12 protein-coding genes are annotated in these 12,781 nt (G+C 39.1%); 6 read left to right on the top strand and 6 right to left on the bottom strand.

What is annotated here, in order from left to right:
- The first annotated feature begins 9 nt into the window (after positions 1-9).
- A complete protein-coding gene (locus NH454_RS01320) occupies positions 10-741 on the top strand; it encodes a VacJ family lipoprotein (protein ID WP_135923895.1) in 732 nt (243 codons plus the stop codon).
- A 66-nt stretch (positions 742-807) separates the two neighbouring features.
- Here the strand turns inward: NH454_RS01320 and NH454_RS01315 are convergent, their stop codons facing one another.
- On the bottom strand, positions 808-2,031 hold the full coding sequence (locus NH454_RS01315) for an HDOD domain-containing protein (RefSeq protein ID WP_135923896.1): 1,224 nt from the start codon (positions 2,029-2,031) through the stop codon (positions 808-810).
- Positions 2,032-2,401: 370 nt separating this feature from the next.
- Between NH454_RS01315 and putP the strand changes: the two genes are divergently transcribed.
- Positions 2,402-3,913: a sodium/proline symporter PutP gene (gene putP / locus NH454_RS01310; protein ID WP_135923897.1), complete on the top strand. Its 1,512-nt coding sequence runs from the start codon at positions 2,402-2,404 to the stop codon at positions 3,911-3,913.
- 62 nt (positions 3,914-3,975) lie between these two features.
- On the opposite strand, the gene NH454_RS01305 is transcribed toward putP, so the two are convergent.
- The gene (locus NH454_RS01305) at positions 3,976-4,278 is read right to left on the bottom strand and encodes a YebG family protein (protein WP_135926253.1); all 303 of its coding nucleotides are present in this window, start codon (positions 4,276-4,278) and stop codon (positions 3,976-3,978) included.
- Between the two features lie 287 nt (positions 4,279-4,565).
- On the opposite strand from NH454_RS01305, the gene NH454_RS01300 reads away from it, so the two are divergent.
- On the top strand, positions 4,566-4,859 hold the full coding sequence (locus tag NH454_RS01300) for a helix-hairpin-helix domain-containing protein (protein ID WP_135923898.1): 294 nt from the start codon (positions 4,566-4,568) through the stop codon (positions 4,857-4,859).
- Between the two features lie 23 nt (positions 4,860-4,882).
- Here the strand turns inward: NH454_RS01300 and NH454_RS01295 are convergent, their stop codons facing one another.
- The 3 genes from NH454_RS01295 to NH454_RS01285 all read right to left on the bottom strand — a co-directional run bounded on the left by NH454_RS01295 (position 4,883) and on the right by NH454_RS01285 (position 6,982).
- Complete coding sequence (locus NH454_RS01295; protein WP_235382065.1) at positions 4,883-5,185, bottom strand: DUF6170 family protein; 303 nt, start codon at positions 5,183-5,185, stop codon at positions 4,883-4,885.
- Positions 5,185-5,703: a disulfide bond formation protein DsbB gene (gene dsbB, locus NH454_RS01290; protein ID WP_199527882.1), complete on the bottom strand. Its 519-nt coding sequence runs from the start codon at positions 5,701-5,703 to the stop codon at positions 5,185-5,187. The genes NH454_RS01295 and dsbB overlap by 1 nt, the downstream gene beginning before the upstream one ends.
- Positions 5,704-5,830: 127 nt before the next feature.
- Entirely contained in the window at positions 5,831-6,982 is a 1,152-nt protein-coding gene (locus NH454_RS01285) for a chorismate mutase (RefSeq protein WP_135923901.1), read from the bottom strand.
- Between the two features lie 332 nt (positions 6,983-7,314).
- Between NH454_RS01285 and NH454_RS01280 the strand changes: the two genes are divergently transcribed.
- Positions 7,315-10,314, top strand: a complete 3,000-nt coding sequence (locus tag NH454_RS01280) for an EAL domain-containing protein (RefSeq protein ID WP_199527881.1) — start codon at positions 7,315-7,317, stop codon at positions 10,312-10,314.
- Positions 10,315-10,330: 16 nt separating this feature from the next.
- Here NH454_RS01280 and NH454_RS01275 read toward each other — a convergent pair whose 3' ends face one another.
- Entirely contained in the window at positions 10,331-10,660 is a 330-nt protein-coding gene (locus tag NH454_RS01275) for a stress response translation initiation inhibitor YciH (RefSeq protein ID WP_135923902.1), read from the bottom strand.
- A gap of 133 nt (positions 10,661-10,793) precedes the next feature.
- Here NH454_RS01275 and NH454_RS01270 point away from each other — a divergent pair, with 133 nt between their 5' ends.
- Both NH454_RS01270 and NH454_RS01265 read left to right on the top strand, forming a co-directional pair.
- Positions 10,794-11,099: an STAS domain-containing protein gene (locus NH454_RS01270; protein WP_135923903.1), complete on the top strand. Its 306-nt coding sequence runs from the start codon at positions 10,794-10,796 to the stop codon at positions 11,097-11,099.
- Entirely contained in the window at positions 11,099-12,769 is a 1,671-nt protein-coding gene (locus tag NH454_RS01265; protein WP_235382064.1) for a fused response regulator/phosphatase, read from the top strand. Before NH454_RS01270 ends, NH454_RS01265 begins: the two co-directional genes overlap by 1 nt.
- Positions 12,770-12,781 lie beyond the last annotated feature (12 nt).

Below are 12,781 nucleotides of genomic sequence, written 5' to 3'. Positions count from 1 at the left end.
GGATAGCCAATGTTTAGGCATAGTATATTTTTAATTTTTTTTGCTGTACTTGCAGGATGCGCACAAGTACCCGAAGAAAAAGCGGATGAGCGAGATCCATTGCAGTCATTCAATCGTCCTATGTATGACTTTAATATGGATGTGCTTGATGCTTATATTCTGCGCCCTGCTGCGGTGGGCTATGTTACAGTGACACCTATGCCTGTTAGGCGCAGTATTGTTAACTTTACTGATAATATTACTGCACCAACTGATATGGTTAACGCTGGTTTGCAGGGCAAACCAGGGAATATGGGGATCAGCCTTGCGCGTTTCTTAGTGAACTCGACGGTTGGCTTATTTGGCTTTTTCGATGTGGCCTCTTCATTAGGGCTAGAGATCGTTGATGAAGATTTTGGCCAAACGCTAGGTGTGTGGGGAGTAGGAGATGGTGCCTACTTGATGATACCTGGCATGGGGCCAAGTACAGTACGAAATTTAACGGGTGATGTAGTTGATAACATAGTATTACCTGAAATAGCGTTAACAACACCTCAAACCATTTTAGTGTTTGCACTGAAAGCGGTTGAAGCGCGTGCTTCTTTGATACCTCAAGAAAGTCTATTAAATGAGTCACTTGACCCGTACATATTTGTTAAAGATATCTATTTCCAGCGTCAATTATATGAGCTTCATGATGGCAATCCACCAATGGAAAAAGAGCCAGACGATTTTGATGAAGACTTCTTAGAAAACCTTTAATAGCGTTGACCACAACGAAAAAATGCCAGCTATATTGCTGGCATTTTTGTATTCACATTTCGAACATTAGTCGCCGAATACAGACATTTGTTCATTCGACCAGTTCAATGCATCGTGATATGCATCGGGCACCTCTTCGGGTTTGAGGCCGAGTTGTTGTTGGATCTCTTTGGCACTTTCCCAGTCAGCTTGCTCGTAAAACTTCACAAGGCGTAAATACGTTGCTAATAAACCTTCGTCATGAAGAAGGGCACCTTTAATTTCATTTGTTAGCGGTAATTTGCCCATTACGCTTGGCATATCTTCATCTAAGATTGCATCCATAAGCGACATCATACCGGTCAAAAATGCCATTCCAGTATCGCGTAATTGCCCATGACTGATAGCTAACAGCTCAGCAAAGCGAGCTCGCGTGAGTGATAAGCGGATGAGTTCAGCAGGCTTATCTGCAGCCACTTGTGCGGCGAATAACAGCGATAAGAAACGTTTAATTTCTTCGCTACCTAAAACGATAAGTGCCTGTTTGATGGTGCTGATTTCAGCACGACGTTTAAATGCTGCAGAGTTTGAATAACGCAGTAACTTGTAAGATAAGTTAACATCTCTTTCAAATACATCGGTGATTTTTTTAAGATTTAAGTCAATACTCGATGTTTCATACAAAAGCTCAGCTAATGCCATCTCAGACGGTGGTAAAGTTTTGCTTTGCACCATCTCAGGTTTCGAAAAGAAGAAGCCTTGAAAGTAGCTAAAACCCATATCGATGGCCAGTTGGTACTTCTCATGGGTCTCAACTTTTTCTGCCAACAACTTAATGTGTGGGTGAGGCTTTATAGCTTCAATCACCGTCTGCAGAGATTCAGGTGTACAGGTTAGAAAATCGATTTTTATAAGATCAATATACGGGTAAAAATGACGCCAAACTGGTTGGTGAATATAATCATCAAGTGCTAGCGTATAGCCTCTTTCTTTCAAATCTTTGACAAGAGCCAGTAATCGTTTACCTGGTTGAATAGTTTCAAGAATTTCAACTACAACATTGTCTTTACCTAATAATAACGGGTAACCCTTTTGTAATGTTTCTAACGTAAAGTTTATATAAGCAGGTTTGTTGTCTGTTAAGTCTTCCAAACCAAAGTTAAATTGGCTGCCTTCAATGAGCCGTGACGTTGCTTCATCGCCATCAATATCTGGAAACACATTATCTACTCCATCCCTAAAGAGGAGTTCGTAGCCGACTAGTTTCTTTTCCTTATCTAAAATCGGTTGGCGCGCAGCGTAAAAATACATAGTCCAAGCTTGTCCACATCAGTTATTTCATTATCCCCTCGCAATATATGCCATTGTATCTAAAATAGCATTAATAAAATGACAAGATATGGGGATAAATTATGATTTTATCTTAACGTTAAGACTAGGATAAATCGTAATGAAATTCTATAAGTTATGATTAAATATCACAATTTTGTTAGCGTATCGTTGTAAATGTAAACTTAGTTGGTTATCGGCACCATTGGAGTTATAGTGTCGAAGCGTGGTATAGTCATGAGTGATATCGGTTTTTACCCCAATAATGTCTTATAATTAAATAACTTGCGAGTCATTATTCGGATTAAAAGCCAACATTAACTAATTTTTGGAGGCTAATTTGGAAACAGGAATGATAATTTCGTTAGCATTATACTTCATCGTAATGTTGGGAATAGGGCTATATGCCTATAAGCAATCAACAGATGATGTGTCAGGTTATATGCTAGGTGGACGTAACTTATCTCCAAGTGTTGCGGCGCTTTCAGCGGGTGCATCAGACATGAGTGGTTGGTTATTAATGGGCTTACCAGGTGCAATGTACTTATTTGGCCTAAGCAAGGTTTGGATTGCAATCGGTTTAGTGCTTGGTGCATGGGCTAACTACTTTTTAGTGGCACCTCGGTTACGTGTTTACACCGAAAAAGCAAATGATTCGATAACTATCCCTGATTACTTTGCAAACCGTTTTGAAGATAATAAAAATATCTTACGTGTTATTTCTGCAGTCGTTATCATTGTATTCTTTACTCTATATACCTCATCAGGAGTTGTCGCGGGCGGCAAGCTGTTCGAAAACTCATTTAATATGAGTTATGAAATGGGCTTGTACATTACTACGGGTGTTGTTGTGCTTTACACCTTATTTGGTGGCTTTTTAGCAGTGAGCTTAACTGACTTCGTGCAAGGCTGTATCATGTTTATCTCGCTGTTAGCGGTGCCTATTGCAACCTACACTATGCTTGATCAACCATTTATGGATACGCTTGCAAATGCACGCTATGACTTATTATTAAGTTCTCCTAAAGAAACAGAAATACATGCACTTAACATGATGGACTGGTTCGCTGGTGGTTCAACAATTGCCATTATTTCTGCAATGGCATGGGGCTTAGGCTATTTTGGTCAGCCACATATTATTGTTCGTTTCATGTCAGTTCGCTCTGTTAAAGATATGCCAACGATGCGTCGTGTAGGTATGTCGTGGATGACGCTTTCAGCTATTGGTGCCGTATTTACAGGCTTATTTGGCGCAGCGTACATGCTTGAAAATCAAATGCCAATCGATGATAAAGAAACGATTTTCTTGGTGTTATCTGAGCTTATTTTCCATCCACTTATTGCGGGTTTCTTATTGGCTGCTATTTTAGCGGCGATCATGAGTACTATCTCGTCGCAACTATTAGTATGTTCAAGTTCACTAACAGAAGATTTCTATAAGATTTACTTAAATCGTAGCGCTTCACAAAAAGAGCTAGTGTTAGTGGGTCGTATCAGCGTTATTTTGGTTGCTTTATTTGCTATTTATCTTGCGTATGACCGTGACAGCTCAATCCTTGATTTAGTAAGTAATGCATGGGCTGGTTTTGGTGCTGCATTTGGTCCGCTTGTGCTAATTAGTTTGTACTGGAAGCGCATGAACTTACAAGGAGCAATCAGTGGCATGGTTGTTGGTGCAGCAACAGTGTTGTTTTGGATTTACGCGCCAATCACTATTGACGGCCAAGCTCTAAGTGCAATCATCTATGAGATTGTCCCTGGCTTTATTTTATCAACGATAGCGATTGTTGTTGTAAGCCTTATGACAGCCGAGCCTAAAAAGGAAATTACAGACTTATTTGATGAAGTTGAATCATCACTGTAATTTTTGATTAAACACAAAAAAGGGCAACAGATGTTGCCCTTTTTTAATTTTAAAGCGAATGGTTAGCTTGCAGCTTTCTCTTTTATATCTGCAACGTTATCGTCTGACTTTGCTTTTTTAGGCTTCGCAGGTGCTTCTTTTGCACCTTTGAGTACAGCCATAAATTGGTCTTTTTCTTTTGCCATTTCAAGCGCCAGTGACTCAATTTGTTGCTCGCTTAATGGTACATCAACTTTTTCAAGCATTAGTTCCAATGACTCAGCAATGTCGAGCATTTTGTCATACGCATCAGCTTCTTTTTTAGTAGTAAACGTCATGCGCTCGACTCCGTTTCTTTCTACAACATATTTAACAACAACAGCCATGATCTCTCCTGCATTTAAGCGTGGCATTTGTAGCGTAAAATCGCCATCTTGATTACTGTTTTTATATACAGTAATGTGTTGTGACATTATTTGCAAGTAGCAACTTACATTTTTCTTTCTATCATTTGACAAAGAAAGCGAAATTAGCTTAATTTAAATTGTTACCTAAAATCTATCCAAGCATCGGAAAACTGCTAGGCCTATAATTTTAAGAACACAAGCGATGGAGCGAGTGTTTGGTAACAAAGGAAATTAGTTGTCCAAGTAAGGACATCATGGAGGAAAATATGAAATTATTATCAAGTCTATTGTTAGCTTCAAGCCTTGCGCTTTTGCCCGCCACAGCTGCACTTGCAGCGAAACCTGTTGATGTTGCAGATGTTAAGCTACAAAAAGTAAGTTTGAATAAAGCCACGTTAGAGCAGCTTACTCAATTACCAGGTATTGGTGAAGCAAAGGCCAAAGCAATTATTGAATATCGTAAGAGCCAAGGTAACTTTAAAACTGTCGAACAGCTAAAAGAGGTTAAGGGGATTGGTGAGAAACTCTACCAAAAATTAAAGGGACAAATTACGCTTTAGAAAGCCACTCTGTCAAACAGGGCCTAACAGCCCTGTTTGTATTCTTTAATAGCGGTTTGCAGATGTGGCAATGCAAATATATTTTCGAGTGGTGTGGTTAGAAGCGGATAGCTTACCCCCGCTAACAGTAACCAGGGCAGAAGCATCCATCCTTCAAAATACGCGAGCCCTAAAAATAGTGGTGCCAAAAAAGCAAGTTTACAGACAGATAAAGTGATTTTGTGCATAGGGCTCAAATGGCTAAGTGCAAGGGCAATGATTTGCTGGCGCTGCCTCACTTTAAAGGCCTTTAATTCAGGTATTTGACTGGTAAAAAAATATATCATTACAGTGACTTTTTGCATACAAGGCGGCTAATTATAACCACTAAAAATACGACAGAGAACGCAGCGAAGATCACTTCCATCCAAGCTGGCATACTCAGTGATGCAAACTGCCAATCTATATTGCCGCAATCACCTGTAGCAGCAAAGAAACTTGGGATCCACTCATGAAGAGGCATAAAGCTCGGAAAGTTTGGTTCAAAAGCACAGCTGAATGCAAAAGGATCAGTGTTGTTTTGCATTGCAATGTGTTCTTTGGCGATAAAATAACCCCAAATTGCTGATATACCCCAACTGACAAATGCTACTACTCTACATACCATCGCCTGCGGGTTAATCGCACCTATAACACCTGCAGCAAGTAAGCCTAATACTGCTGTACGTTGATAAATACACATGATGCATGGCTCAAGACCCATATTGTATTGAAAAAACAATGCGGTGATTTCAAATGCTAAGGATATCACGGCTAATAATAGCCAAGGTGTTCTTTTAGTTGCTAATTCTGCTAACCAATTCATGTATGTTCCAGTTTAAAAATGTTTTCAAGATTATGCTTACACTGGGAAGGGGGTGCAAGTCTCTGCGATAAAATTAAACAAAAAGGAGCCTGTTGGCTCCTTTATTTAACTAATAGAATAAGGTGGATTAAACGCTTACTGCTTGTAATGATTCACTTTGATAACAGCCTAATACACGGGTGTACTGGGTGTGTTCTTTTAGCTCTTCGAGCGCTTGTTTAACATGTAAGTCATCAAGGTTCGCTTCAAGGTCGACATAAAACACTTCTTCCCATGGGTTACCAGGTACAGGGCGAGATTCAAGCTTTACTAGATTGATCTGATGGTGTTTGAAAATCATCAGTGCATCTGCCAAAGAACCGGCTTGTTGTTTTGTAGCCATAATTAAACTGGTTTTGGTCGGAATTTGCTTTGAAACTTGTAGCGGCTTACGTGCTACAACGATAAAGCGGCTATGATTTTCACTTTGATTAGCAAGACCTGACTTAACAACCTCTAGGCCAACATTTTTACCGGCTTGTGCTGAGCCAATTGCGGCACTGTTAGGTGTTTCAACAGCTGATTTTAAGGCGTGATAGGTTGAGTCGCAGGTTTCATGCTGAATATCTCCCAAACCTTGGATAAAGCGGCTGCATTGAGCAAAAGGCTGAGGATGAGCAAACACTTTGTTGATGTGAGAAAGCTCTGTGCCAGGCATCGCTAATAGGCAATGTTCAACACTGTGTGTCACTTCACCGACAATGGATACTTGCGCATGTTGTAATAAATCAAACACCTCATTAATACTGCCTGAGCTGGTATTTTCAATAGGCAATAAGCCAAAGTCTGCCTGACCACTTTCTACTTTACCTGTGATTTGATCAAAACTAGTACAGCCCATTTCAATTACTTTACCTGGGCGACGGCTAAAATATTTATGGCAAGCTAGTTGGCTATATGAGCCTTGTCCACCTAAGTATGCTACGCGGTGTGTTTCGCTCATTGCTTCAGGGTTGAGGTTCTTTTGCAACATGGCTTGCTGATTTAAAACTGAGTCTTCAAGAATAGTCTGAAAGACATTGTTTATGTAGTAGGCGTCTAGGCCAAGTGATTTACCATAGCTTATTAGCTTTTCGAGTAACGCTTGCTCACGTGCTTCATCTCGTATTGGTTTATTGTTAGCAATTTTATACTCAACAACGCTATGGCTTATTCGGCGTCTTTTGGCCAGTAAGACTAATAAATCTGAATCAATTTCATTGATATCGTGTCGTAATGCATTTAATACATCATTGCTCATGTTGGTTTCCTCATTCCAAAACAGTGCACAAACAAAAAAGCCTCCCAAGAGGGAGGCTTTAGCTATTCGGTGAATTTATCTCGCAAACAGTTAAGCCTCCTCTATCTAAAGAAGCTAAAAAACGAAAAACGTGTGCGAGAGATAATTTTATTCATTGCTTTAATGTAAAAACACTTGTACACAAAGTCAACTGCATATCGCAGTAATTTATAAATGAGTACACTGATTAGGAAAATTCATTAATCTTCATAAAAAATTTATAAATATAAAAATGAATCTGGTATATTTGTTTTTGCATAATAAATAATAACAATTATTAATAAGGTAGTCCTGTGGTGTATCGACGACCGCCATCACGGTTTGGTGTGAATTCATTAAGTATGAAATTGTCGCTGCTGATCTCTGCGATTTGTTTAATTGCGGGTATTTGTGCAGCGGCTTTAATGCTCAAATCCGAAGAGAAGCAACTCGTGTTTGAAGAGCATGATCTCTTAAAGCACTCAAGTGAACGCTTAACAAAGCAGTTTAATCATTTAATCAACACTAAAATTAATATTGCGGAACAGGCTAATTCCGTTGTTAGTAGCCAGTTGCTACAAAGCGACTCTCATTTGCAAAGTAATTTTAACTCAGAAATTAAATTTGCTGTAGACGGCAGTATTCGTAGCACTTCTGCTGATGGGTTATCAGCTGCATTTATACCACAAGAAAATTACTCACCGTTTTACAAACAATTAATTAATGATTCCGAGTCATTATGGAAAATTGTTTCACCTACCTTAATCCAAGACTTTTTCAATTTCTATCTGATCACAAAAGACAATTTTATTCGTATTGCGCCGCCTAACTGGGCGCTAAATGTTCCGGGCGATTTTAATTTTACGACTGGTAAAACCTTTAACTACGCTAAAGAAGCTACCAACCCAAGTCGTGAAGCTGTTTGGTCAAATGTTTATTACGATAATATATGGCACAAATGGGTTGTGAGTGTGCTCGTTCCTATTTATCGTGGAAATGAGTTTTTTGGTGTAACAGGAAGCGATATTGCACTTGAAACACTGCTTTCTCAATTACCGATTGGCGATCGCGAACAAAACCTATTTGTTTTTGATGCGAATGGTCAATTATTGGCGCACCCTGATTTAGATAAGAAAACATTAGAAAAGTACGGGCGTGAGGGGAAAAAATTAGCGACTCAAGATTTTGTGAATGCTGACTTGCAAAAGCTAGTCTCTGAAACCATTCGTCTTAGGTTGCCTGAGTCGGCAAATTCATTTGTACAAGATGGTGAAACTCATATTATCAATATCCGCAAAGTTGAACAGCTCGACTGGTATATTGGTATTTATAAAAAGCGTTCATCGGCATTATCTGCGTTAGAAGAGCTGAAAGTTAAATTTTTTGGCTTATTTATTTTGTACGCTATTTTAGTTGCACTGTTACTTCATCAAGCACTTTATCAATTAGTGTTACGCCGTATTCACTCTTTGGTTAATGCTGTGGTGAGCTTTGGTAAAGGGCAATTGCAAACAGAGTTTCCTAAAGAAAATAAAGATGAAATCGGTACCTTGAATGGTTCTTTCAGAGATATGGCCGTTGAGATCCGTAAATTGATAGATGGTTTAAATCAGCGTATCAGTGAAAAGGAAATTGCAGAAAAAGCGGCAAATCGATTATCTAAGGCTGTTGCATTCTCCGGAACGGGGGTGGTCATTACAGATGAAGAGTTTGAAGTAAAATACGTCAACCCAAAAATGGTTGAGATGACAGGCTTTGAAGAACGTCACTTTATAGGCTCTCCTTTACTGAGCATTATTTCACAAGAGATGGCAATATTAGTTGATGATATTGATATTGACCTGCGAAGCCGAAATTATTGGCGCGGTGATACCTTATTACAAGCAAATGATCGTCAATCTGTTTGGGTTTCTTTAAGTATTTCACCAATTCGTGAAGACAGTGGTGAGATAACCAGTTACGTGGCATCAGCTCAAGATATTTCTTTTGTAAAAGAAAGCCAACGTAAGATGGAGCAACTTGCTTATTTTGATACCTTAACGGGGCTTGCAAACCGTACTTTCTTTAGAATGCAATTGCGTAAGTCAATGGCCTTAGCAGAGCGTGGTCATTATGCCTTTGCTTTGTTCTATTTTGATTTAGATGAATTCAAGCGTATCAATGATACGTTAGGCCATGATGCAGGTGACCAATTACTGGTTGAAGTAGCCAATCGCTTGAAAAAACGTTTACGCACAGAAGATACCATAGCCCGTTTAGGTGGTGATGAGTTTGCGGTTTTACTTAGTGGTATTGAGCATCAAACTCATGCGACAGAAGTTGCTAATACCATTCAACGTACGCTTAATGAGCCAATTAAGTTAGGTAACAATGAAGTGATCATTAGTGCCAGTATTGGTATTACAATGGCACCATTTGATAGCCAAGAAGAAGACCAATTACTCAAACATGCTGATCTTGCAATGTATGAAGCAAAAGCAAAGGGACGAAACACCTATCACTTCTATAGCCAAGAATTAAATGCTGCTGCGAATGAACGATTATTCATTGAAAATGAGTTACGTACAGGTATTCGTGAAGGCCAATTCAGAGTGTACTACCAACCTCAAGTTGATTGTCGTAACAACCAAGTTGTTGGGTACGAAGCGCTGATACGTTGGTTCCATCCGGAAGAGGGAATGATCCCACCGACTAAATTTATTCCTATTGCTGAAGCAACTGGATTAATTGTTGAGTTAGGAGCCTGGATTTTAAAAGAAGCCTGTGAGTTTGCAGCTCGATTAGCAGATCAGAATTTAAAAAATAATATCTCGATTAACTTATCTGCTCGACAGTTTAAAGATGCCAACCTAGTATCGACGCTTGATAACATTATTAAGCAAACTGGTGTAGAGCCAAAGCGACTGCACTTAGAGCTCACAGAAAGTATGCTGATGGGGCATGTAGAAGCTGCTATCTTGCAACTACATCAACTGAAAGCGTTGGGCGTGTCGATTTCGATTGACGACTTTGGTACAGGCTATTCATCATTAAGTTATTTGAAGCGTTTCCCGGTTGATATTTTGAAAGTTGACCGCTCGTTTGTTAAAGATATTCCTGAGGATAGCAACGACATGGAAATCACGGCTGCAATTATCGCGATGGCGCAAAAGCTTAAACTAAACGTGGTTGCTGAAGGGGTTGAAACGATTGAGCAAATAGAATTTTTGCAAAATAACAATTGTTATATTGTGCAGGGCTTCTATTACAGTAAACCAGTCCCAGAAGATGAGTTACCAGCACTTTATGAGCACCTAAGCTCAATGAAGTCATAATGAGTGAGGGGGCTGACTAGCCCCCTGCAATTTTTACTTTAAATTTAAGCCCTTCGAGAATAGCTTTGAGTTTTTCTCTGTCGTCACCTTGCACCTCGATGATGCCTTCTTTAACGGCGCCACCTTGACCCATTTTACTTTTAATGGTTTTAGCCAGCTTTTTTAAGTCATGTTGCTCACTGTCAATACCAACAACTAGCATGACGCCTTTGCCTTTGCGGCCTTTTGTTTGACGCTCAATACGTAAAAAGCCATCTTTAAACGTTTTGCTTTGGGTTGGCTTTGTTTCTTTAGGTTGTTCAATACGGCCAGTCGCTGTTGAATAAACTAGATTATTGTCGCTCATAGTGGATCTCATTGTGAAAGCTTGCCCAAATAATAACAAATTTCATTCTAAGTGTTTTAATTTTTGGCTTATTTCTTTTAAGCAGTTATATTTAGATAATTCTGAGGAAGGAATTGTTTGTTAGGAGTTTATTATGAGTTTAACGTGCAGTACATCTGCAGATGGCGAAATTTTAACCGTTCAGATCAAAGGAAAGTTTGATTTTAATCTAGTGCAAACTTTTCGTCAGGCTTATGCTGACTTAAACGATAATATTAACAAGGTTGTTATTGACCTAAGAGAAACAGACTATATGGATAGCTCTGCACTAGGTATGCTGCTTAACATGAAAAAAAACCTTTCTGGTAAGGTCGACACAATTCAAATCAGTAACTGTCAGCCACAGCTAAAGAAAATTCTGCAAATTTCTCGTTTTGACAAAAAGTTTGATATTGATTGATGCTAAATATACTGGTTGTTGATGATTTAGAGTTAAATCGCCGTCTATTAACAGTGATGTTAGAGCAACAAGGTTATCGTGTTTTTACTGCCGATAATGGCTTGAATGCATTAAAGCTATTAGAAGAGAATAAAATCGACATCGTGTTACTTGATGTCATCATGCCAGTTATGGATGGCTTTGAAACTGCATCGATAATCAAAAAGCGCTTCAGCCAAGTTTACCTGCCAATTATTTTTATTACCTCATTAGAAGATGAGGCAAGTTTTGAGCGTTGTTTAGCTGTTGGGGGAGATGACTTCTTACAAAAACCATTTCAAGAAGTGATTCTAAACGCCAAGATAAAAGCACACAGCCGAATTAGAAACTTAAGCCAAAAAGCCCATGATCAGAATTTGCAACTTGAGTACCATCAAAATCAAGTTGAAAGAGAGCATGAGATTGTTGAGCATATCTTTAATAACGCATTAGAAAACCAGCAAGCATTTCCTGCTCATTTAGACTTCCATTTATCTCCTGCCGCCATGTTTAATGGTGATATGTTTCTTGTGGCACAAAGCCCTATTGGCAGTTTATATTGCATGTTAGGAGACTTTACAGGTCACGGCTTAGCTGCAGCGGTTGGTGCATTACCCGCTTCACGCGTGTTTTATACCATGGTAAGTAAAGGTATGTCGGTCAGTGATATTGCGGCTGAAATTAATACTGTACTGGGCAATTTACTGCCAGGCCATATGTTTTGTGCTGCGACTATTTTAGAGTTGAGTAAGTCTGGAAGAAGTGTTTCAGCATGGTTAGGTGGTTTACCTGACATTTATGTTATTAATGAAAAAGGCAACATAACCCGAACGCTAGAATCACAGCATATGGCGCTGGGTATTCTTGAGCCTGAAGAGTTTGAACGTGGTTTAATTCACATCGAAGTTGAGCCATCATCGCGAATCGTGATGGCAACAGATGGCATTATTGAAACAACTAACCTCAATGATGAGTACTTTGGTGAACAACGATTTAAAAAAGTATTAGCGTCAAAATCGTATATAAGTACGGAACAAATAATTGAGCGTGTTAATCGTTTTGCGCGTGGCAATCAACAACAAGATGACTTGAGCTTAGTGTTGTTAAATTGTTTGCCGGTTCCTTCACCAGAACAGACATATGAGCAATTTTCGCCTTTACCTTTTCATATCTCAATGAGTTTAAACGCAAAGCAAATTAAAAGTACCGACCCCGTTTTAGAAGTGATCGAACTGCTTAGCAAAATTGGTGGCTTAAATGATCATCGGGCTAATATATTTTTGATGTTATCTGAGGCTTATAATAATGCACTTGATCATGGTGTTCTTGGGCTTGACTCAGAGATAAAAAACCAAGAAGACGGTTTTTTAATCTATTATCAACAGCGAGAAGAAGCTCTGGCTTCGTTAAGCGAAGCATTAATCATTATAGATATTCAATATAGTCCCGAAACATTAGAATTAGACTTTACGATTTGTGACTCAGGGAATGGATTTTCAAAAACAGGGCAGAGTCAGCAAAACCTAGTTAGAGAACATGGTCGAGGTCTATGTTTACTTTCTGAGATAGCTTCTAAAGTCTCATTTAATAGCGCTGGCAACCAAGTCGAAATTAATTATAAATTAACTGCAAGCAAAGCTAGCTCGCACTAAAATCGCATGTTA

Source organism: Pseudoalteromonas sp. Ps84H-4 (assembly GCF_024124645.1).
In the GTDB taxonomy this organism is placed as follows: Bacteria; Pseudomonadota; Gammaproteobacteria; order Enterobacterales; family Alteromonadaceae; genus Pseudoalteromonas; species Pseudoalteromonas lipolytica_C.
This window is presented reverse-complemented; position numbering and strand designations above follow the sequence as displayed.

Excerpts from the sequence above, each read along its gene's own strand:
- NH454_RS01305 (WP_135926253.1), bottom strand. The coding sequence starts at position 4,278 with ATGGCTGTTGTTGTTAAATATGTTGTAGAAAGAAACGGAGTCGAGCGC.
- NH454_RS01275 (WP_135923902.1), bottom strand. The coding sequence starts at position 10,660 with ATGAGCGACAATAATCTAGTTTATTCAACAGCGACTGGCCGTATTGAA.
- putP (WP_135923897.1), top strand. The coding sequence starts at position 2,402 with ATGATAATTTCGTTAGCATTATACTTCATCGTAATGTTGGGAATAGGG.
- NH454_RS01300 (WP_135923898.1), top strand. The coding sequence starts at position 4,566 with ATGAAATTATTATCAAGTCTATTGTTAGCTTCAAGCCTTGCGCTTTTG.
- NH454_RS01295 (WP_235382065.1), bottom strand. The coding sequence starts at position 5,185 with ATGATATATTTTTTTACCAGTCAAATACCTGAATTAAAGGCCTTTAAA.
- dsbB (WP_199527882.1), bottom strand. The coding sequence starts at position 5,703 with ATGAATTGGTTAGCAGAATTAGCAACTAAAAGAACACCTTGGCTATTA.
- NH454_RS01265 (WP_235382064.1), top strand. The coding sequence starts at position 11,099 with ATGCTAAATATACTGGTTGTTGATGATTTAGAGTTAAATCGCCGTCTA.
- NH454_RS01285 (WP_135923901.1), bottom strand. The coding sequence starts at position 6,982 with ATGAGCAATGATGTATTAAATGCATTACGACACGATATCAATGAAATT.
- NH454_RS01270 (WP_135923903.1), top strand. The coding sequence starts at position 10,794 with ATGAGTTTAACGTGCAGTACATCTGCAGATGGCGAAATTTTAACCGTT.
- NH454_RS01320 (WP_135923895.1), top strand. The coding sequence starts at position 10 with ATGTTTAGGCATAGTATATTTTTAATTTTTTTTGCTGTACTTGCAGGA.
- NH454_RS01315 (WP_135923896.1), bottom strand. The coding sequence starts at position 2,031 with ATGTATTTTTACGCTGCGCGCCAACCGATTTTAGATAAGGAAAAGAAA.